Here is a 20,840-nt window from a genome sequence, read left to right on the forward strand (position 1 = left end):
CCCTAGCCATACTAACCTTCTCGGTAAGCGAATCCTAATCGCCACCTGCTACCAGCTCGCGGCGACGGCCGGCGCGATTTTCTCCGCCACGCTTCGCCAGGCCTTGGCCAGGCTTTCGACGAGGGCCTGATAGCCGTCCGCCGCGAGCGGCCGCTCGATCGAGAAGCGACGCGCGTCCAGCAAACGGCCCTCGTCATCGCGAAGCCACCACCGACCCACGACGACGGCCATACCATCATAACGCCCGTGGAAGCCGTTCACTTCCACTTCGAGCCGGTGCAGCCGCCCATCGCTCGGTGCCGGAGCGCTGTCGTCGAGCACGCGCACGCCCGGCAGCTTGGCGGCAAGCGCTGCACGCAGATTGCGCCGCAGCTGAGTCGCGAGGCCCTCGGCCCAGAGATGGTCCCGCCCCTGGTGGATCGCCACCTCGCTGGTCTGCATCACGATACCGTCGCTTCTGAGAAACGCGGCCAGGCGCAGCGGCGCGATGAAAAGCCTCTGAGCGGTATCCTCCGCCGGCGCGGGCGTCGTCTCGGTGAGGCCCAGCAAATAACGATGGTCGGGCGTCACGGGCGCCCCGGCGCAACCGCTCAAAAGCACCAGCGCCACGGAGGCCAGAGCGAAGACGAGACAGGCGAGTGGCTGATCGGTCATCGACGAGGCGCTCTCGGTTGCGGATCTCGGGCTTGCCGTTTATTGAAGATCAGAGCGTTGGGCTGCTCGCGCAACGTGCGCACGAGCGGCTGGAGCTCCTGCAGGAGCGCGTCGAGCCGCTCCAGCGCCGTGGCAAGCCGGCCGGAGGGCTGCGAGTCGCCGGAGAAGGCATCGAGCGTCTCGCGAAGCTCGCCCAAGGTCGCGTTGAGATTATCCGGAATGGCCCGCGTGGCCTGATCGTCGAGCAGCTCGTGTACCGCGCGCGTGGCCTCGCCCAGCTCCCTGAGAGTTGTCGGGGAAACCTGCAGATTGCGATCGAGCTTATCTAGGATGCGCTCGACTTGCAGCGCATTGAGCTTGTCGAGCAAACTCGCCACCTTCTGCTCGATCTGGCCGACCCCGCTGGAGACGAGCGGAAACACTTCTCGCTCCTGGTAGCTGCGTGGCTCGAAGGCGCGCGCCTCGGGCTGGAAGTTGAGATCGACGTATACGGAGCCGGTCAGCAGATTGCCGGTTTTGAGCGAGGCTCGCAGGCCACGCGCCATCCATTGCTTCAGGCGGGATCGCCACTTTTCCAGGGGAAGCTCATCGGCGCTGCCTTCGATTCGCCGGGGCTCGATACGTATCAGCACCGGCACCGCCATCTCGTCGAGCTCGATCGCCCGGCGGATGTTCAGCGCCCAGGGCACGCTGACCACTGTGCCGACACGCACGCCGCGGTACTCCACCGCCGCGCCGGAGTTGAGCCCACGCACGGTATCCTCGACCAGGAGCACGTATTCGATGTAACGGTCGAAGGAGCCCTCACGCGCGCTCATTCTGTCGGGATACAGCTCGAAAGTCGTACCGGATTCCACGGGGCCTCCCGGAGGCACATCCTGCGGCACGCCGAAGGTGATGCCGCCGCCGAGCAGGGATTCCAGCGACTCGAAGCTCACGGTCAGCCCGTCGGCGCCGACATCAACGTTGACGCCCGAAGCGGTCCAAAAACGCGTGCTGCTGGTCACCAGCGGGTCGTAGGGCGCCTGAATGAACACCTGATGCTTGACCTGACGGGATTGGGCATCGAATTGCGTGCTCTCGACACGCCCGACCGTCAGGCCCTCGTAGACGATCGGGTCCCCCGTGGAGAGCGAATTGCTCAGCCCGCTGACCAGCTCCAGGCGCAGACCCTCGGCGTCCGGCGGCGCCACCGGTGGCTGCTCGAGCACTTTGAAATCGCGCTGCGGCGTACCCTCGTCGCCCGGCAGCAGTTGTATGTAGGCGCCGGAGAGCACCGTGTTGAGGCCGCTGATGCCCTCGCGCCCGATACGCGGTTTGACCACCCAGAACTGCGTCTCGGTATTGAGCATGCGCTGTGAGCCGGGCCGCAGGCGCGCCTCGATGATGGCGCGGCTGAGGTCTTCGGACAAGCGCACTGTCTGGACTTGGCCGACCGGTACATTGCGCGTCTTGATCGGCGTCTTGCCGGCCTCGATGCCCTCGGCGTTCTTCATCTCCAGCGTAATCATCGGTCCCTGGTTGATGAAGCCATCGTAGATCATCCACGCGCCGATCAGCAGCGCGGTGGCGGGGACGATCCAGATCGTGGAGATAGGCCACTGGCGGCGCCGTTCGGCGCGGTGCGTGGTCTCACTCATCGGCGCTCCTCTCCGCGCATTCCGGGGCGGGGCCCCAAATCAACCGCGGATCGAAGGTCATGGCGGCGAGCATGCTGAGCACGACCACGCCGGCGAAGGCGAGCGCGGCGGGCCCCGGTGTGACCGACATCAAGGTGCCGGCTCGAATCAGCGCCACGAGAATGGCGACGACGAAGACGTCCAGCATGGACCAGCGCCCGATGAGCTCGATGATCCGGTATAGCCGCTCCCCGGGCAAACGCTCGCTTGACGCGCGTTGGCGCGCGCGCAGACACAGCCAGCCGAGCGCGAGCACCTTGCCGATCGGCACCAGGACGCTCGCTGTGAAGATAATCAGCGCAATCGGCAGATCGCCATGAGCGACGAAGGTCAGCACCCCGCCGATGATGGTCGAGGGCGAGGAGTCTCCAAACGTCGTAGTGGTCATGATGGGATAGGTGTTGGCCGGTACGTAGAGTATCGCGGCGGTGAGGAGCAGCGCCGTGGTGCGCTCCAGGCTGTGCGGATGGCGGGCGTGCAGGCGCTTACCGCAGCGCCGGCATGTGGTGGGCGCATTGCCGTCCAACCGATTGATCAGCCCGCATACGGAACAGCCCGCGAGCCCCTGGACGCCCGCCGCCTCCGCGGTTCGAGTTCCCGCCGGTGCCCGCGGCTCGCCGGCAAGGGCGAACCACAACCAGTCGGCGTCGAGGGACTCCCTGGCCTTGAGCAGCAGGAACGCGAAGGCACAGAAGAACCAGAAGGCGGGATCCAGGCTGATCTCGGCGAGGGCCGAGACCTTGATCAGGCTGACCAGCGCGCCGATGATGAACACGTCTGCCATCAGCCACGGGCTCACCTGCCCGATGCCGCGCGCGATGCTTAGCGCGTGGGGCAGTAGTTCGCTGCGCAGCACACTGACGTGCAGCCAAATGATGCCCAGCAGATAAACCCCCGGCAGAATGACGACAGTCAGCAGCACAATGGCCGCGATCAGGGGCTCGTCGAAACCGATCAGTGCAAGCGCGATGTCGGTGAGCCCGATGCGGTTGCCGACGCCGTGAATCTGAAAGCCGGCGAACGGGAAACTCACGGCGAGTGCGAGACAGGCCAATGATGCCGTGGCGAGCGCGAGCCCCCGCTGCGCCGGCAGTCGGTTGCGGCGTACCAGCAGCTGCCCGCAACGGGGGCAGTGGGCCCGTTCGTTGGGACGCAACGGCGGCAGCGCGATCACGAGATCACAGGCGTGGCATGCGCGCAGGCGCCGGCGCGCCGGGCGAGTCGATGCAACCGGCAGCTTGGCTTGCGTTTCAGCGTCTTGCCGTGCGCGATCCGGGTGCTCCATCCGACATCCTTTTGCTTAGCGTAAACGTATCGGCGGCCTGGAGCTGAGACTCCCCTTTACACAGCCGCCGCCTGGCCGCTTCGCTGCGCTTACCGCGCGTTTAGAGCCCGGGCGTGACTTGTTTGACGGGCCGCGGCGGGCCCACCCGCCGGTAGCCGGCCTCGATGAAGCTGTAAATGCTGAACGCCACCAGCCCGGCGGCGACCACCCTGAGCAGCCACTGGCCGTAGGGCTGCTCCTGCAGCGCGCTCAGGGCACCACCCAGCCCCTTGGCCTCCGAGGGATCCTGCTGCCAGGCCGCGATGATGACGAAGGCGCCGATCATGCAAAAAACCAGACCGCGAGCCATCAACCCGATTCGGCAGGTCGGTACCGCGCAACCGCGCATGTTCGGCAGCATCTCCAGGTGTTTGAGGAAACCGGCGCTGTACCCCTTGATCAATTGCACGATCCCCGCTCCCATGATCAGCGCGCCGATGCCGCCTACGAGCCACCGGCCGTAGGCTTCAGCCATGAGTCGGGCGGTCCAGTCGGAGGATCCCCCACCGCCGAAGCCCCAGCCGAGAATGATGCTCAACGCGAAAAACGCCAGGAACAGGTGTGTCACGCCGCTCACCAGCAGCCCCGAACGCACGACCAGAGCCCTGCCATCCTTGCCATGGCCGTCAGCGTCGAACACGCCTTGGATGAATCGCCACAGGGCGTATGCAACGAGACCCGCGGCCACCGCGGCGAGCAGATAATCGCCGCCCGGCACACCCAACATCCGCCGCAGCGCGCCGTGCGTGCCGGTGGTCTGCCCGGCTCCGCCGGCGAAAGCGGCCAGGAACGCCAGCACCCCGACGAGCAGGTAGACCACGCCGCGCGCGGCGTACCCGGTGTGTGCGACGAGCTTGAGCCACCTGGCGCGCCGGTCCTCGAACCTACCCTGCCCCATGTGACGCCTCCCGCATGGCTACGCTCTGGGCCCAGACAAAACGATCGTTGCGCTCAGGTTCTCCCCCTTCCCCTCGCCGCGAGAGCTACCTCCGGCGCCAGCGCCCGGCGGCGTCCATGAAGTAGTGGCCCTCGGGCAGACGCTGGATAATCTGGCGCCCGGCGCGGGCCTGCACGGCCCGCAAGGGGGCATCGGTCTGCTCGGCGACCTGGCGGTATTCGGCGAGGCGTTGCGCGTTCACCTGATCGACAAGTTGGCGCACGGCGCTCGGCGGATCGCCGACCACGATGCCCGCCAAGCCGTCGGGACGCTCGCCCACCCATCCCCGGGCCTTCGCTTCGGCGAGTGAGGGCTGGGCGAGCGCGGCCGGTGCCGCCGCGATCAGTACGATGATCAACAGTAGAGATTTAAGCACGCGCATCATTGCTCGCTCCCGGTTGGCGCCTTCGGCAGCTGTTCGCGGGTGAAGCCGAACAGCGCGGGATTGCGCTTGATCAGCTCGAGAAGCTCCTGATCGATCTGGAGGCGCTTTTGCTCGGTGATGTTGATATTGACGTCGAATCGGATTGGCTCCTCGGGGGCCTGCAGCTTCACGGTGGGCGAACAGCCCACGAGCAGGACGCCAAGCGCAAGCAGAATGCCGGCGCCCAATGTCAGACGAAGATTCATGGCCTGCCCTCTTCCCGCGGCAGCGGATTCGATTGTTCGGAGTCTTTGAACAAGCGCTGCAGCGCCTTGGCGCTGGTGCCGCCGAGCGCGCTTTTGACGACGCTGACCAGCGGGCCTTTGACACGCACGTTCAGTATCACCGGATGACCCTCCATGAAATCCGGATTGGCGCCGCGCGCCTGCAAATACACCTGCTGCTCGGCGCCCACCTCGCCCGCAAGCGTGAGCGAAAGTCGCTTATATTGGAAGTTCTGCAGTACTTGGCGCAGCATGCGGGTACGCAGGTCGTTACCCCGGAGGAAGGCCGGCATCTGCCGGGGCACATAGCGCAGGACGCCTTCGCCCGCTGCCCGAAGCCGCCCGCCGGCAACGCGCAAACCGTCGGTGCCGAGTGAAATCGGCACGCGCCCGGTCAAATCCCCCTCGGCCTCCACCCCCTCGAGACCGCTCATGCGAACCACTTCGTTCAAATCCACGTGCTTTGCCCGCAAGATAATCTGCACCTCGGCCGGCTGCGATAAATCGAGCGTGAACGGCTCGGCCGTGAGCTGCCCGCCGGCGAGGGTGAACGCCAGTTCGGCGACCTGCACGCGCGCGTCGGGCAGCAGCGCGAAGCGCAGCCGGCCATCGGTCAGGAGCAGACCGATGTTCACGGCCGCGAGGCGCAGGCTTTGCACCCCCTCGGTAACCGGGGGGAGAAGGGAGCGGAGCGCAAGCGTCCCGTCCACTCCGGCGACGCGCAGTCCGGACACCGCCGCGGCGATTGCATTCAACCGCAGCTCCCCGCCGCTTGTCAGGGCACCCTCGTCCCATGCCAGCCGGCCGTCAAATCCGACACGCCCCGTCATGTCGCTCACCAGTGTCCCCAAGGCAGGCGAGATATCGCCGGGTTCGGTTGCCTGCGGAATGAATTCGATGGGAAAGAGAGTTAGGTTCGCGCGTGCCGCCGCCGCAGTGCACGCCCCTTTGGCTTGGAAAACGACGATGCCGAGCGCATCGGAGAGCACGGCATTGAAGGCGAGCTCACCCGCCTTACGCCTGGCCGTGGCATCGAGCGCCAGTGGCGCCCAAAGCGCGGGTTCAGCCAGGCTCTTGACGGCGGCCACGCCGAGCGTCGCCTTTTCGACCGTCCCCCTCGACAAAGCCAGCGTGCCGGTGATGCCCTTGGCTGCGATCCCTGCCTCGGTCAGCCGTAATGCGCCCCCCTGCAGGCGCAATTGCAGTTCCTCGAGCCCCCGCGTCCCGAGCCGACCGCGCATCGTCAACGCGGGCCACCGCCCCGTTACGGGATGCGCACTTCCTTCCGCACGGTGGCGAAGCGCAAGCGCTGCCCCCTCACTTTGGGCCGCGAAGTCCAGGCGGCCGGTTGCGAGCGTGTAGCGCAGCAGCGGGGCATCGGCCGGCCCCGCGAAGCAGGGAAAATCGAGGGATTCAAGCCGCCGGCCGCGGACGGTCACGGCCCGCGCCTTCACGCGCAGGCAGTGCGCAGGGACTAGGCGAACCTCGGCGCGCTCGCCCTCCAGCCGGCCACGCCAGATGAACCGGCCACCTTCGAGCCTCGCAGGGCCGAGGGCGCCCGAGGCCGTGACACGCCCGGAGCCGACGAGGCGCCAATCGCCTGACCGCCTGAGCTCGGCTTGCCCGGTAAAGCTTTTCAGACCGACCGTGAGGTCGTCGAGGTGCAGGGCTTCGAGCGCGAGCGTGATCGGCTGCGCGCTCACGGCGAGGCCGTCGTTTTCGAAACGCATCCGCAAAGCGCCCGCCGCCCGAGCCCGAGTATTACCTGCGGCGATCGCGGCAGCGCCGTCGAGCATTACCTGACGGGCGCGCGAATGTACTACGAGACGCGCGGCTTCGGCGGAAGCGCGCGGCTCGAGCCTCAGGCGCAAGCGCTTGCCGGCGTAGGACTGCAACGCGCTCGGCAGCAGGCCTTCGGTCAATGCGGCTTCCGCCTGCCACGGCGTGCGGGCGGTCAGCGCGATGTGCTCCGCCGTGGCGTCGACGACGCCGCCAAGGCGCAGATGCCCGTGGCGGGCCACGCCCTCCAGCGCCAGCGCCGCGGCCTTCAAATCGAGCTGACCCCTGACGCGCGGGGGTTTCTCGCTCCAGTCGAGCGCGAGCTCGGAGCGAAGCGTGGCGCGCCCCGACGCGTTGAAACGCGGCAGACGGGCAAGCGATGGCACTCGCAGCCGGCCCGCCAGTGTTGCCCGTTGCGCATCCAGAGCCGCCTCGCCGCCGAGAGCGAGCGCCAGCGTGGCGGACGGCGGCGAGGCAAGGCGGTAGCGCACCTGTGAGCCGTTCAGATTGACGGCAAGGTTGAGCGCGCCGAGGCCGACCTCCCGGTAGCTCGCCGCCGCTGCGCTCAGATCGAGCGCCCCCGCGATGGGTCCCTGAGCCGGTAGGCTCGCACGGGCCTCGCCGTGAAGACCGGCGACAACGGTGTGCATTCCGCTGAGCTCGCCTTCGCGGATCGCGAGCTGAACCGCGAACGGCCCGCCCGGCGCTCGTCGCGTGGCCTCGATGTGCCCACCCACCGATCCGAGAGCGTGACGCAGACGCAGCTCGGCGTCGGCGCGGATGGTCGGGTGCTCCGGCCGCGCGTGCATCTGTTTCAGTACCATCGCAGCCGGGCCCGCGGGGGTCGCGAGATTCAGGGTGGCCGTGTCGACGATAAGGGTTTGGACGGGGATGGGTGGAAGGCTGGCACCGGGGCGCGGCGCGCCCGATGCCGCGGCGAGGCCTGGCAGCTGCAGCTCTCCCGCGGCACTGATCGCGGCATCCAGGCGCACATCGGCGACGGTCAGCCGCTGCGCCCGCCCGGCCCACAGACTCGGCCAACTGAAGTGAACGGCGATATCCCGCAGTGCGAAGTGCTCCTCGCGAGCCAGGCGCAACCGGCGGATGCGCACGCCGTCCAGGGCGAGGCGCACGCCGCTGATCTCGGGGTTTTCAAAACCAGCCGAGCGCAGCGCCTGCTCTCCGAATCGGTCGATGGCAAAAGGCGCGGCGAGCAGCACGCCACCCAGCAGTACCAGCAAACCAATCGCCACAAGGAGCGCGAGGCGAAACCGACGCGCGACGGTGAACGCATGTGCGGGCATGATCGAAGCACTCGCGCCTGGGTGGACCGGACGCCAAGGCCTGAGCCGGCCGGACCGGCATCATGATTCCATCGCCGCGCGGCGCAGTCCAGCGGAGCGACGAGAGCGGTGAACGACCCGACTCGACCCCCGCCCCCGCGCCGCCACGGGCACCGTCCCCTTTTCATTGCCATTGTCAGTCGTCGTAGCGATCGTGGTGACGCACCCATGCCATCGGCCCGTCCCGCTCGCGGCGGCCCTTGGGGGTGAGATCGAGCAGCCTGTAGGTGCCCATCATCGCCTCCACGCCGCGCCGGTAGGTCGAGTAGGTGTGGAAAACCTCGCCCGCGTCATCCTTGTAAAACGCGCTGATGCCGGGTAATTCCTCAAACTCGTAGGGCTGCATGTGGTAGTTGTAATAAACCTGCCCCTCCTGTTCTTCGGGCGTGAAGCTCACGTGGAAATCGTGGTTGAAGTCGCTGCCGAACGAAGACACCCACTTGAAGCGCCAGCCCATGCGCCGGCGAAAGGATTCGATCTCCGCCCGCGGGGCACGCGAGACGGCGACGAACGTGATGTCGCGATGCGCCAGGTGCACGGTCATGCCGTCGGTGTGGTCGGCCATGAAGGAACAGCTCGGGCAACCTTCCTCCCATCCCGGGCCGAGCATGAAGTGCTGCACCAGCAGTTGGGAACGGTCTTCGAACAGTTCGGCGAGCGTCCGCGAGCCCTCGGGGGCATCGAAGGTGTAGACCTTGTCGATGCGCACCCAGGGCACCGCCCGTCGCTGCTGCGCCACCTCGTCGCTGCGCCGCGCGAGCGCTTTCTCCGCTTCGAGCAGCTCGAGTCTCGCGGCGGCGAGCCAGTCTTTGCGTGTTGCGGTCGTGTGCTTCGTCATCGGTCTTTCTCACAAGTGGTTGTGGATTAGGGCGATATATTAGGCGCCGGGCCTCTAACACCGGGAGTAACAAGTTTGGCGGGAGTCGGATGGACTCGTTGATCACGGCCGCGGCGCGAGCGCTCGCGGCGGGCGATCCCCTCGGCGCATTGAACCGGGTCGCCCTGCGCGACGAGTCGCCGGCGCTCGCGCTTCGAGGCATCGCCATGGCGCAGCTCGGCGAGCTCGACCGAGCGAAGGCCCTGCTGCGCAGCGCGGCGCGCGCTTTTGGTTCGAAAGAGGCCGTATCCCGCGCGCGTTGCGTCGTCGCCGAGGCCGAAATCGCGCTCGTCTCGCACGACCTGGGCTGGCCCGCCAAGGCGCTCGACGCGGCGCGGGCAACGCTCAAAGCGCACGGCGACCGGGTAAACGCCGCGTACGCGCAATATCTCGAGGTCCGGCGCCTCCTTTTGATCGGGCACCTCGATGAGGCCGAGCGCGGGCTCGCCGCGCTCGACTCCGCGCCTGTCCCGCCCGCGCCGCGGGCCGCCCACGAGCTGGTCGTTGCGGGGATCGCCATACGACGGCTCAACACAAAGGCGGCGCGCGCCGCGCTCGCGCGGGCCGATGCCGCAGCGGGCGAGGCGCGCGTCCCCGCGCTGACGGCCGAGGTCGAAAGCGCACAGCGTGTCCTGAACGCGCCAGCCGCGCGCCGGATTGCAAACGGAGTGGAGCGAACCCTCCTGCTCGAGGAGGTCGAAGTGCTGCTGGCGTCAAACGCCTTTGTCGTCGACGCCTGCCGTCTCGTCGTGCGCCACGACACCAACGTGCTCTCCCTGGCCAAACGCTCGGTGTTATTCGCGCTCGCGCGGGCGCGCGGCGAAGCGTGGCCGGAAGACGTCCCGAGGGACACACTCATCGCGCGGGCATTTCGAACGAAACACGCGGATGAAACGCATCGCGCGCGGCTGCGGGTCGAGATCGGGCGGCTTCGCAAGGAGCTTCGGACCCTGGCCGACGTGAGCGCGACGAAGCGGGGATTCGTTTTGGAGCCGAAACGCGCCCGCGAGGTCGTCGTGTTGGCGCTGCCGGTGGAAGAGAAGCATGCCGAGGTGCTCGCCTTGCTCGCCGACGGCGAACCGTGGTCGAGCTCGGCTCTCGCGCTGGCGCTCGGCATGAGTCAGCGCAGCGTGCAGCGGGCGCTCGACTCGCTGGCGGCGGCAGACAAGGTGCAGTCGTTCAGCCGCGGCCGCGCACGCCGCTGGACGACCCCGTCCGTGCCTGGTTTCACGACAACCTTGTTACTCCCCGCGCCTTTGCCGATCGGCTAGGATGCCGGCATGAAACACTCAAAGGCTGACATCCTCCGTGAGTATGGAGCTTTCCCGGGCGCGGACAGCGTGCACGGGGTGACGTATGACGGTCGGCACACCTGGTTTGCCTCCGGAGACAAGCTGAACGCCTTCGATCCGGCAAGTGGGGAAATGCTGCGCTCGATTGATGTCGCCGCGGATGCGGGAACGGCCTTCGACGGCCGGCACCTGTTTCAGCTCGCCGAGGATCGCATCCAGAAGATCGATCCGACGACCGGCCGTGTGCTTGCCACCATCCCGGCGCCCGGCGGCGGTCACTCGGGGCTAGCGTGGGCCGAAGGGAGCCTCTGGGTGGGCCAGTATCGGGACCGGAAGATCCATCAAGTCGATCCCCAGACCGGGGCGATTCTTCGCACCATCGAGTCCAACCGCTTCGTCACCGGCGTCACCTGGAGCGACGGAGAGCTCTGGCACGGCACCTGGGAAGGTGACGAGAGCGATTTGAGGCGAGTCGATCCTCGAACGGGAGAGGTCCTGGAGAGGCTCGAGATGCCGACGGGAGTGGTCGTATCGGGGCTCGAGGCCGATAGTGGCGAGCGGTTCTTCTGCGGCGGTGGAAGCAGCGGCAAGGTGAGAGCCGTCCGCCGACCCAGCCGAGGTTCCTCAGCCGGCAGCGGCTCTGAGATCCGCTCCGGCTCCTCCACGCGCAAGTAATCGGCGCGGCCCTCGCAGACGGGGACTGTCGCCAGGATCGACGACCGCTTAGCTACTCGGGCAGCGCAATCCCCTCGTCCTCGCCCGGTACCGGCGCGAAGCGCCCGGCCCGCCAGTCCGCTTTCGCCTGCTCGATGCGCTCTTTCGAGCTCGATACGAAATTCCACCAGATATAGCGCCGGCTCGAAAACGCCGCACCGCCGAGCAGGAGCACTCGCGCCGGGCGACGGGCGCGGATCGGGATCTCATCGCCCGGGCGGAACACGAGCAAACGCCCGGCCTCGAATACCTGCCCCCCGAGCTCGATCGTGCCCTCCGCCACATAGGCTGCCCGCTCCTCGTGCTCGGCGGGCAGCAGGAGGCGCGCCCGCTCCGCCACGGTCGCATCTGCGTAAAAAAGCGCGGAGGCCGTTTTCACCGGCGCGCGCTTGCCATAGAGGGCGCCTGCGATGACGCGGACTCGAACGCCCTCGCCTTCGAGCGTTGGCAGTTCCTCCGTGCCGTGATGCGCGAACGTCGGCTCCCCCTCCTCGGCCTCATCGGGTAACGCCACCCAGGACTGAATGCCGGCGGCGCGCGAAGGGCCGCCACGAAGCGCCTCGGGCGTGCGCTCCGAGTGAACGATGCCGCGTCCGGCACTCATCCAGTTCACGGCCTCCGGGCGAATGGTCTGCACGCTGCCCAGGCTGTCGCGATGGATCAACTCGCCTTCGAAGAGGTAAGTCACGGTCGCCAGCCCGATATGCGGGTGCGGCCGGACGTCGATGCCTTCCCCGGCTTGGAAGGCCGCCGGCCCCATATGGTCGAAGAAGATGAACGGCCCGACCATCTGACGCTGCGCCGCGGGCAGCACACGGCGTACCGCAAGACCGCCGAGATCCCGGGCTCGCGGGATGACCTCGGCGTCGAGCCCCGGACAGCCGGCGGGGCGCACTTGCGGTTCCTGCGCGGGTCGCCAGCTCACGACGCCCGCCTGCGAATCAAGCGGTCGAAAGGCGTAAACACGGCCCGGTCCATTATTTTTTCTGCGCGAGGTAGCTTGTCATCAGATTCCGGTAGGCCGGGATGTGATTGGAAAGCAGCTTGCCGAGCCCCTCGATGTCGTGGCGCCAGTCACGGTGCAGTTCGGCAGCCACGCTGAACCAGTTCATGAGCTGCACTCCGGCCTGCGACATGCGATGCCATGCGGCATGGCGCACGGCCTCGTTGAAGGTTCCCGAGGCATCGGTCACGACGAAGACTTCATAGCCCTCCTCGCGTGCCGAGAGTGCTGGAAACGCGACACACACGTCGGTCACGACGCCGGCGATGATCAACTGGTTGCGGCCGGTGTCTTTGACGGCCTTGATGAAATCCTCATTGTCCCATGCGTTGATCTGGCCCGGGCGCGGGATGTAAGGCGCGCTGGGGAATATCTCCCTGAGCTCCGGGACGAGAGGACCGTTCGGGCCGTCCTCGAAGCTCGTGGTCAGAATCGTCGGAAGCTCGAAGAACTTGGCGATATCGGCAAGTGCGAGGACATTGTTCTTGAACTCCGCCGGCGAGAAATCCTGCACCATCGAGATCAAACCCGATTGATGGTCCACCAGCAAAACGGTTGCATCGTTCTTTTGAATGCGCTGGTACTTGAAGCCGTTATTCATGATTTTCTCCTTGCCCAAACCAAAATATCGGTTTTTTCGCCGCCATTCAGCCAACCGTGGCTGAGCGGGTAATCTCCCCGAACCTGCCGGCTCGGTAGTCGTGCACGGCTTGCCGCAGCTCTTCCTCGGTGTTCATGACAAAGGGCCCGTAACGCGCCACCGGCTCGTTCAGTGGGACGCCCGCCAGCAGCAGCAGGCGCGCGGTCTGCGTTCCATCGGCAGCGCAGCGCAGGCGTACCGCATTGCCGGCGCCGAGGACGGCGAGCTCACCGGCTCGAACCTCCTCCGCCTCGTCCCCCAACCGTGCGCTGCCCTGAAATACGTAGACATAACCGCGCAGCTCGGCGGCGAGGCGCAGCGTGACGTCCGCACCGGGATCCAGCGTCCAGCTCTGAAACACGATCGGCGTATGGGTGTCGATCGCGGCCGCCACACCCAACGCCTCGCCGGCGATCACGCTGACCCGGGCGAGGCCGTCCTCGCTGGTCGCGCTCGGGATGGCTGCGGCGGCCAGCTCCTGGTATCTGGGACGCAGCATTTTGTCGCGCGCCGGCAAATTCACCCAGATCTGGAAACCGTGGACGTGACCGCCCTGCTCGCGTATCCGCGACGATGGCATTTCCGAGTGCACGATGCCCGCGCCGGCCGTCATCCACTGCACATCGCCCGGCCACAGCGTGCCCCGGTGACCGGCCGAGTCCTCATGCTCGAACTCACCGTCGATCATGTAGGTCACGGTCTCGAAGCCCCGATGCGGATGATCGGGAGCACCTACGGCCTCGCCCGGCCCATAGTCCATGGGCCCCATTTCATCGAGCAGCAGGAAGGGGTCGGCGTCATCGAAGCCATGACTCGGCAAGGGGCGTCTAACGAGGAAACCCGCCCCTTCCCGCTGCTGGTGGGAGGTGACGAGCCGTGCGACCTCCCGAACCTTGTCCGTGTCGACGTTCATGCTGATCTCCGCAAGGCGTGGCGTTTTAGGAAACGATAGGTGGTACTCGAACGGCAGGCTAGGACTTGCCGAGGGAACACCGAGTTCCGATCCGGAAACGCCAGCCGGGTGGGGTCCGACAATGGCCTTTCCGTAATTAAAGCAAACGCGGCTCGACGTTTCCCGAGCCGAAACACTGGGTCCGCTGAAAGGCAGCTAGCCGAAACGCCGGGCTCTGCCTACGCTGTAAGTATCTATCTTGGCGGTATTTGGCCGAATCACTGCGGTCGTCTCGAACCGAGTAAGAAGCGACGTGATTGCTAGGGAAAACGGAGGCTTGAGTGATCATGGCGAAGCTCTACACCATGCCCGGGACCTGTGCACTGGCCCCCAATATTGCCATCGCTTGGCTCGCTGCGCCGATCGAGATTCACAACTTGGCCTACGGGGCCCACAAAAAGGATGACTACCTTGCCGTCAACCCCAAGGGCAAGGTGCCGGCACTTCGCTTCGACGATGGCGACGTACTGACCGAGGCCGCTGCGATCCTCGCGTATATCGGGGCCGCCTATGGAACCGATGATTATGCGCGCGATAAACGGCTCGGGCGAAAGGAGGCTGAGGCGTTGAGTTATATGACCTCGGAAGTCCACGCCGATTATGGCCCTCACTTCGCGGCGCAGCATTTCGCGGACAGCGAGGCCGCCCAGAAGGAGGTCAGGAGCAAGGCCTATAGCAAACTGGCGCGACATTACGAGCGATTGAACGGTGTTCTCGAGAGCAATGGCGGCGAATGGTATTTGCGCGAACAAAGCTTTGCCGATGCCTACCTCTACGTGCTGAGCCGCTGGATCGAGCAGACCCCGCTGACGATCGCCGACTATCCGGCCCTCAAGGCGCATCGCCAGCGCATGGACGCGGACGAGGGCGTCAAGACCGCGCTCAAGCGCCAGGGCATGGAACCGACGGGGGATGCGTCATGATGAGTCCGACTAGCGCTGCCACCTCGGAGATCTGGCCTTCCCTGCCCTACGAAGCGTGGCGGGACACCTGCGCGACATTGCATCGCTGGACCCAGATTGTGGGCAAAATCCGCCTCGCCCAGACGCCTTGGGTCAACCACCAATGGCACGTCACCCTATACCTGACGGCACGCGGTCTGACGACCTCGCCCATTCCCTACGAAGACCGCGTCTTCGAGATGGAATTTGATTTCATCACGCACCAACTGAACATCCGAATCAGCGACGGTACCGGGCAGAGCCTTGCGCTCACCGCTCGATCCGTGGCGAATTTCCATGCCGCGGTGCGGGCGGCGCTCACTGAGCTAGGCCTCCAGGTGCGGATCCACGGAACACCCAATGAGATCCCCGGGGCCATCCCGTTCAGTCAGGACCACACGCACCGCGCCTACGATGCGGACCATGCGCAGCGGTTCTGGCGGGCGCTGGTGCAGGTCGACCGTGTCTTCAAGGAGTTCCGCAGCGGCTTTCTCGGCAAGGTCAGCCCGGTGCATTTCTTCTGGGGCAGCTTCGATCTGGCCGTCACGCGGTTTTCGGGACGCCCGGCGCCGCCGCATCCGGGCGGCGCACCGGGCCTGCCGGATCCCATCACCCGCGAGGCCTATTCCCACGAGGTGAGCAGCGCGGGCTTCTGGCCGGGCAATGGGCTCGACTATCCCGCATTCTACTCATACGCCTATCCCGAGCCGGCGGGGTTTCGTACCGCCGCCGTACAGCCGGACGAGGCGTTCTTTCACGAGGCGATGGGCGAATTCGTGCTCCCGTACGAGGCGGTACGCACCGCCGCCGCGCCCGACGCGGCATTGCTGGCCTTCCTGCAGAGTACCTACGAGGCGGTTGCCGAGGCGGGTGGTTGGGACCGAGCGGCGCTGGAGTGCCCTTTCGGCGAGCCCGGGGTGCCGCGCGCGGTATGAACGGGAGGCCCAAACAACAATGCTAGCCGAGGGCACCTTCCTTGCTCATGCGGCGAGGACGACATGACGACGAACGGCTCACTCGCGAGCAAGTCCGAGCGGACCCGCGAGCGAATGCTCAACCGGCTGCTTCCCGACGAGCGGGAGGCGGCCCTCCGGCAGCTGGAGCAGTTGGCCGGCACCGCCGTCGCCGCCCTCGGGGTCGGCGACACCGCGCCATTGTTCGAGCTGCGCAACATCCACGGCTATCGGGTATCGCTGGAAGAACGCTTGGCCGCCGGGCCGGTGGTGCTGAGATTTTTCGCGGCGCTTGGTGTTCCTTCTGCAACCTCGCGCTGCGGGCCTTGCAACGCCGTCTGCCCCAGATCAAGGCGCGCGGCGCCACCCTGCTGGCTATTTCGCCGGAAAAAGCGGAGCACTCCGCCAAGGTGGCCGAGCGCCGCCACCTCGGCTACGACATCCTGGCCGACAACAATGCGCACGGCGATCCGCGCTTGCTGATACCGGCCCGCTACGTGATTGCCGCTGATGCTCGTATCGTCGCCGCCCACGTGACGGCCGACTGGACCCGGCATATGGATCCCGATGCGATCATCGAGCACCTGCGCGCGTTGCGATCCGGTTGACCGGCGGACCCATGCTGGGCGCGGCGCAACGCGGCCGTGTTCACAGCGAGCAGCGGATCTCGCCCAAGCGCCGCGTGAGCAGCCGGTTCTCGCGGTAGTCGATGGGGATGACGATAAGCGATGGCCCGCGGTAGGCAAGGGCGGCGTCGATCGCCGGGCGTAAGTCGCGGGAATCGCTGATGTATTGCCCCTGCCAGCCGAAGCTCTCGGCGAGCTTGAGCCAGTCCGGGTTGCCGAAGGCGAGATCGGTATGGCGGCCGTACTCGTCCTCCTGCTTCCAGGAGATCAGTCCATAGCCGCCGTCCTCCCAGACCATGAGCGTGAAATCCGCGTCGAGCCGTCGGGCGGTCTCCATTTCCTGGACGTTCATCAGGAAATCGCCGTCCCCGACGATACCGAAGATCCGGCGTGGCGGGTAGACCAGCGATGCCCCGATCGCGCCGGGCAGCGGCATGCCCATGGAGCAGAATCCGTTCGGGATGAGGCAGGTGTTGGGCTCGTAGCAATGATAGTAGCGCCCGACCCACATTTTGTGGGCGCCGACCCCGCAGAGCAGAATGTCCTGCTCGCCGAGCGCCTGGCGCACGTCCCAGATCGCCTTTTGTGGGCGAATGGTGCCCCTGGTGTCGTCCTCGGCGTGTTGGGTGAAGTCCTCTTGCAGGCGTTGCCGCGCCCAGCGCTGCGCACCGAGCTCGTAGCCGGGCACCCCGCGGGCCGCGACGCGTTCGTTGAGTGCCCAAAGCGCGTGGGCGATGTCGCCGACCAGCTCGAGCCGGGGGTGATACTCCCGGTCGATTCCTGCCGGCATGAAATCCACGTGCAGAATCGTCTTCGCGCCCGTGGGGTTCCACAACCGCGGGGGATATTCGACCAGGTCGTAGCCGATCGTGATCACCAAATCGGCTTCGTCAAGGGCGTAGCTGACGTAATCTTTCTGCTGCAGACCGATGGTGAAGAGACAGTAGTCGGCATCGGGGCGCACGCTCCCCTTGCCCATGAAGGTACACATGACACCGATGCCGGTCTGATCGCAGAAACGGCGCAGCTGACTACTCGCGCGTTTGCGAATGGCGCCGTTGCCGGCAATGATGATCGGGCGGCGGGCCTCGCGCAGCAGCTCGAAGGCGTGGTCGGCCGCCTTGTCGTCGGCTCCCGGCCGGCGAAAGCGCCGCGGCTCCATGGGGAGACGCTGGGAGTCGAGCTTGGCGATATCCACGGCGAGCTCGATATGCACGGCGCCCGGTTTTTCCGCACGAGCCGTACGCACGGCCCGGCGGACCACCTCGGGGATATTGTCCGGGTGCCGCACGGCATGAGCCCATTTCGTCACCGGCGCGTACATGCTGACCACGTCCATTATCTGATGGCTCTCTTTGTGCTGCCGCGTGGTCGCCCCTTGAGCGGTGAGCACGAGCATCGGCGCGTGATCCATGTTGGCATCGGCCACTCCGGTGATGAGGTTGGTCGCCCCCGGGCCCAACGTGCCCAGACACACGGCCGGGTTGCCGGTGAGACGCCCGAACGCCTCCGCCATGAATGCCGCGCCCTGCTCGTGGCGCGTGAGCACGAAGCGGATGCCCGAGTCCTGCAGTGAGAGCATGAAATCGGCGTTCTCCTCGCCCGGCACGCCGAAGACGTGCGTGATCCCCTCGCCTTCCAGGCATCGCACGAGCAGATCAGAAGCTTTCACGATCCATGACCCCTGCACTGTGGCCGTCCAAACATTTTCCGAGCGTTGGGCTCAGTCCCCTTCTTTCTTTTTGACCACATATCGCTGGTATGTCTCCAGGGCGCGCTCGCGGCCTTCCTTGAGCTCGATGAGTCCCGCGTCGGGGTATGCCTGCTCCGGATCGAGTTCCCATCGACGCGGGCAGGCCTCGAAAAAGGCCAACGCCTCCTCGCCCGCTTCCTCCCCGGCGAGCTCGGCCACGTAACGTCTGCGGTAGGCACCATGGGGATCGAACTTCTCCGCTTGCCGGGCCGGATTGAAGACCCGGAAGAACGGCGCAGCGTCCGGACCGCTACCGGCGGTCCATTGCCAGCCCATCGCATTCGCGGCCGGATCCCAGTCAACGAGGCATTGCGCGAAGTAGTCCATGCCGAGCTTCCAATGGGTCATGAGGTGCTTGGTCAGATAGCTCGCCACCAGCATCCGGGCGCGGTTATGCAGCGTGCCGGTTACATACATCTGCCGTATCGCCGCGTCGATCACGGGCTCCCCGGTACACCCCTTACGCCACTTCTCGGCCTGCTCGTTATCCTCTCGCCACGGGAAGGCGTCCCATTCTTCTCGCCAATTGCGCTTGGTGATATGGGGCGTGTGGTAAAGGAGGTGATAGGCAAATTCTCGCCAGACGAGCTCTTTGCGAAATGTCTCCGCGCCCTCTTCCCGAGCACCCCCGGCGGCGCGCGCCTCGTGCCAGACGGTTCGCGCTGATATCTCGCCATAGGCGAGATTCTCGGAGAGGCCCGACGTTGCCCGCCGATCGAGACGGTCACGCCCCTGCTGGTAGTCACTCCACGCTCGGGCGAGGAAGTCATCGAGGCGCTGCTGCGCGGCCTTCTCACCCACACGAACGTAGCGCGCCACCACATCCGCGCCACGATTCATCGCCGCGCCCATCCGCCAGTGGGCGAGGTCATCCGAGCGCGGCCACGCCGCCGGGGCCGGCAAGCGCGTTATCTCCGGCAGAGCGGAGTCGATCTCGCGGGCCGCGAAGGCGCGCCAATAGGGGGAATAGACGCGGAAGTGCCCACCGGCTGCCGTCGCGAGCACCCAGGGCGCCAGAATCGTATGCCCGGGATGACTCACGGCGCGGCCCCCCGTCTTCTCGATCGCGGCGTTTACGTCCTTGTCGCGCCGCAGCGCCTCGGGGGTATAAAACTGCGACCAATGCACTTCACGCGCACCGGTCTCTTTCATCAGCGCGAGCAGCGTCTGCTTCGCCCGACCGCGTCGCAGGATCAGCGTGCTGCCGAGCGCCCGTAGGCGCTCGCGGAAGTCCGCGATGGACAGCCCGAGCCGCCATTTGGCAGCGGCGCCCAGCGCTTCGGTCTCCGGGTCGAGGATGAATACGGGGATAACCGGCGCGCCGCGGCCCTGAGACGCCGAAAGACCGGGATGGTCGGACAGGCGCAGATCGCGCCGGAACCAAAACAGCACGGGGGAACGATTCGGCATCACTCAGGCCTCGCCCGCTGTAGTGCCGACGGAATCGAGGTTACGTCGGCGCGCCTCGGCAAATGCCGCGGCTCAGTCCGGCCCCGCCTCCTCGATCAGCTCGAAGCACTCGGAGAGCACCGTGGTCGCATAGGCACCCGGCGGCAGCCGGAAGGTAAGCATCAGATCGTTCCCGGCAGGCCACGACCAGGCGAGCTCGGCCACCCGCAAGCGCAGTGCCCGACGCTGGGCGCGGACTCCGCGCGAGGTGAGCAACGCCGTCAACGCGGGGCACTCGTCCAGCACGGCTTGCTCGAGCGAGCAGACCGCATCGGTCACGAGGGGCGGTCCCACCCCGGGCAAGGGGCCGGTGGGATGGATCGTTTGCCCCGCCAATCGCGCGGCGAGCCGCGGCGGCGACTCATCGGCGGCGGCGAAGAGGCTACCGCGGCCGTCGAGAATGATCTGATCGCCCGTTAGCGCGCGGTCCCAGGTGCCGGTTTTCACCCGATGGCGCAGCACCCGATTGAAGCATTCCGCGCGCACCGCGGATATCAGCAATCCCTGCGTGTCGCGCCGCCGCACCGTGAGCCCCCCGCGTTGCCAGGCAAGGGCTTTGTCGAGGTTCCTTCCGGCGCGGCCGAAACGCTGAGCCCCGAAATAGTTCGGCACGCCGTGATGGACGATACGCAGCAACCGCCGGTCCGCCGCGGCACGGGGCACGCTCACACCGCGCAGGCGGATGCGGAAACGGTTGCCGGCGAGCGTGCCGACTCGCAGCTTGCGGCTATGAGGGGCGGCGCTGAGTATCTCGAGGCCCGGCGCGACCGGCCCGGGCGCCGGAACGGCCCGGCTGCCGGGCCGATGAACGCTCAGCCACTGCGTGGTAACGGCGTTGCGGTCCTTGCGCCCGGCGTGACTGACGGCGCGCGGGGAGACGCCGAGAAAGCGAGCAAGACAGTCCACCGCTTCCGCCGTGGTAAGCGCGCGTTTGCGAATCTCGACGAGCAGATGCTCGCCCTGCCCGTCCGGCCGAATCTTGGGTAGCTCTTCGACCTGGAAGTCCTCGGGCGCGCTTTTGATCCGCACCCGGCCGAGCGGCGGACCGTGGACCGGCAGCGTTTGCGTCGGGAGAGCGCCTCCCTGCGGCGGCAGAGAATCAGTTTCTGAAAGCACGAGTTTCCCCCGGGATTGCTGTGCGGATGCGTTTCGGCCAGTGCCTCCCGCCGCGCCGATATCGCCCTTATTGTCATGATAATAGCCAGGTTCGCCGACTAAGGTGCAACACGCAGGGCAGCACTCGTGCGAGTGCCTTTGCGCGTGCGCCGGGTGATTG

Annotated in this window: 20 protein-coding genes; 5 read left to right on the forward strand and 15 right to left on the reverse strand. The window is 66.6% G+C overall.

Annotation, left to right across the window (positions count from 1 at the left end):
* Positions 1–48: 48 nt before the first annotated feature.
* The 8 genes from AC52Q4_RS12250 to AC52Q4_RS12285 all read right to left on the reverse strand — a co-directional run bounded on the left by AC52Q4_RS12250 (position 49) and on the right by AC52Q4_RS12285 (position 9,202).
* Positions 49–654 (reverse strand): PqiC family protein, encoded by a 606-nt coding sequence (locus AC52Q4_RS12250; protein WP_495537081.1) that lies wholly within the window; start codon positions 652–654, stop codon positions 49–51.
* Positions 651–2,294 carry an intermembrane transport protein PqiB gene (gene pqiB / locus AC52Q4_RS12255; RefSeq protein ID WP_495537082.1) on the reverse strand — a complete coding sequence of 548 codons (1,644 nt, stop codon included), beginning with the start codon at positions 2,292–2,294 and terminating at the stop codon, positions 651–653. The genes AC52Q4_RS12250 and pqiB overlap by 4 nt, the downstream gene beginning before the upstream one ends.
* Positions 2,287–3,618, reverse strand: coding sequence for a PqiA/YebS family transporter subunit (locus tag AC52Q4_RS12260; protein WP_495537083.1), 1,332 nt, complete (start codon positions 3,616–3,618; stop codon positions 2,287–2,289). The genes pqiB and AC52Q4_RS12260 overlap by 8 nt, the downstream gene beginning before the upstream one ends.
* A gap of 100 nt (positions 3,619–3,718) precedes the next feature.
* Positions 3,719–4,555 (reverse strand): DUF1206 domain-containing protein, encoded by an 837-nt coding sequence (locus tag AC52Q4_RS12265; RefSeq protein WP_495537084.1) that lies wholly within the window; start codon positions 4,553–4,555, stop codon positions 3,719–3,721.
* 85 nt (positions 4,556–4,640) lie between these two features.
* On the reverse strand, positions 4,641–4,979 hold the full coding sequence (locus tag AC52Q4_RS12270) for a YdbL family probable chaperone protein (RefSeq protein ID WP_495537085.1): 339 nt from the start codon (positions 4,977–4,979) through the stop codon (positions 4,641–4,643).
* Positions 4,976–5,224, reverse strand: coding sequence for a hypothetical protein (locus AC52Q4_RS12275; RefSeq protein ID WP_495537086.1), 249 nt, complete (start codon positions 5,222–5,224; stop codon positions 4,976–4,978). The genes AC52Q4_RS12270 and AC52Q4_RS12275 overlap by 4 nt, the downstream gene beginning before the upstream one ends.
* The gene (locus AC52Q4_RS12280) at positions 5,221–8,325 is read right to left on the reverse strand and encodes an intermembrane phospholipid transport protein YdbH family protein (RefSeq protein ID WP_495537087.1); all 3,105 of its coding nucleotides are present in this window, start codon (positions 8,323–8,325) and stop codon (positions 5,221–5,223) included. Before AC52Q4_RS12280 ends, AC52Q4_RS12275 begins: the two co-directional genes overlap by 4 nt.
* A gap of 175 nt (positions 8,326–8,500) precedes the next feature.
* Positions 8,501–9,202 carry a DUF899 domain-containing protein gene (locus AC52Q4_RS12285; RefSeq protein ID WP_495537088.1) on the reverse strand — a complete coding sequence of 234 codons (702 nt, stop codon included), beginning with the start codon at positions 9,200–9,202 and terminating at the stop codon, positions 8,501–8,503.
* 89 nt (positions 9,203–9,291) lie between these two features.
* Between AC52Q4_RS12285 and AC52Q4_RS12290 the strand changes: the two genes are divergently transcribed.
* Both AC52Q4_RS12290 and AC52Q4_RS12295 read left to right on the forward strand, forming a co-directional pair.
* Positions 9,292–10,512 carry a hypothetical protein gene (locus tag AC52Q4_RS12290; protein ID WP_495537089.1) on the forward strand — a complete coding sequence of 407 codons (1,221 nt, stop codon included), beginning with the start codon at positions 9,292–9,294 and terminating at the stop codon, positions 10,510–10,512.
* A gap of 9 nt (positions 10,513–10,521) precedes the next feature.
* Positions 10,522–11,208, forward strand: coding sequence for a Vgb family protein (locus AC52Q4_RS12295; protein ID WP_495537090.1), 687 nt, complete (start codon positions 10,522–10,524; stop codon positions 11,206–11,208).
* Between the two features lie 52 nt (positions 11,209–11,260).
* Here AC52Q4_RS12295 and AC52Q4_RS12300 read toward each other — a convergent pair whose 3' ends face one another.
* From AC52Q4_RS12300 to AC52Q4_RS12310, 3 genes are read right to left on the reverse strand one after another with little or no spacing between them, the layout of a single operon-like run.
* Positions 11,261–12,172 carry a pirin family protein gene (locus AC52Q4_RS12300; protein ID WP_495537091.1) on the reverse strand — a complete coding sequence of 304 codons (912 nt, stop codon included), beginning with the start codon at positions 12,170–12,172 and terminating at the stop codon, positions 11,261–11,263.
* A gap of 52 nt (positions 12,173–12,224) precedes the next feature.
* On the reverse strand, positions 12,225–12,851 hold the full coding sequence (ycaC, locus tag AC52Q4_RS12305; RefSeq protein WP_495537092.1) for an isochorismate family cysteine hydrolase YcaC: 627 nt from the start codon (positions 12,849–12,851) through the stop codon (positions 12,225–12,227).
* Between the two features lie 46 nt (positions 12,852–12,897).
* Complete coding sequence (locus AC52Q4_RS12310; protein WP_495537093.1) at positions 12,898–13,803, reverse strand: pirin family protein; 906 nt, start codon at positions 13,801–13,803, stop codon at positions 12,898–12,900.
* A 326-nt stretch (positions 13,804–14,129) separates the two neighbouring features.
* Between AC52Q4_RS12310 and AC52Q4_RS12315 the strand changes: the two genes are divergently transcribed.
* The gene (locus AC52Q4_RS12315) at positions 14,130–14,765 is read left to right on the forward strand and encodes a glutathione S-transferase family protein (protein ID WP_495537094.1); all 636 of its coding nucleotides are present in this window, start codon (positions 14,130–14,132) and stop codon (positions 14,763–14,765) included.
* A complete protein-coding gene (locus AC52Q4_RS12320) occupies positions 14,765–15,718 on the forward strand; it encodes a DUF5996 family protein (protein WP_495537102.1) in 954 nt (317 codons plus the stop codon). The genes AC52Q4_RS12315 and AC52Q4_RS12320 overlap by 1 nt, the downstream gene beginning before the upstream one ends.
* 78 nt (positions 15,719–15,796) lie before the next feature.
* On the opposite strand, the gene AC52Q4_RS12325 is transcribed toward AC52Q4_RS12320, so the two are convergent.
* Positions 15,797–15,961 (reverse strand): hypothetical protein, encoded by a 165-nt coding sequence (locus AC52Q4_RS12325; RefSeq protein ID WP_495537104.1) that lies wholly within the window; start codon positions 15,959–15,961, stop codon positions 15,797–15,799.
* A 53-nt stretch (positions 15,962–16,014) separates the two neighbouring features.
* Between AC52Q4_RS12325 and AC52Q4_RS12330 the strand changes: the two genes are divergently transcribed.
* Positions 16,015–16,344, forward strand: a complete 330-nt coding sequence (locus AC52Q4_RS12330) for a redoxin domain-containing protein (RefSeq protein WP_495537103.1) — start codon at positions 16,015–16,017, stop codon at positions 16,342–16,344.
* 40 nt (positions 16,345–16,384) lie between these two features.
* On the opposite strand, the gene AC52Q4_RS12335 is transcribed toward AC52Q4_RS12330, so the two are convergent.
* From AC52Q4_RS12335 to truD, 3 genes are all read right to left on the reverse strand, one after another.
* Positions 16,385–18,034, reverse strand: coding sequence for an acetolactate synthase large subunit (locus AC52Q4_RS12335; protein WP_495537095.1), 1,650 nt, complete (start codon positions 18,032–18,034; stop codon positions 16,385–16,387).
* A 51-nt stretch (positions 18,035–18,085) separates the two neighbouring features.
* The gene (locus tag AC52Q4_RS12340; RefSeq protein ID WP_495537096.1) at positions 18,086–19,525 is read right to left on the reverse strand and encodes a cryptochrome/photolyase family protein; all 1,440 of its coding nucleotides are present in this window, start codon (positions 19,523–19,525) and stop codon (positions 18,086–18,088) included.
* 72 nt (positions 19,526–19,597) lie between these two features.
* Entirely contained in the window at positions 19,598–20,680 is a 1,083-nt protein-coding gene (gene truD / locus AC52Q4_RS12345) for a tRNA pseudouridine(13) synthase TruD (protein WP_495537097.1), read from the reverse strand.
* Between the last annotated feature and the right edge of the window lie 160 nt (positions 20,681–20,840).

It is taken from the genome of Nitrococcus sp. (assembly GCF_059432795.1).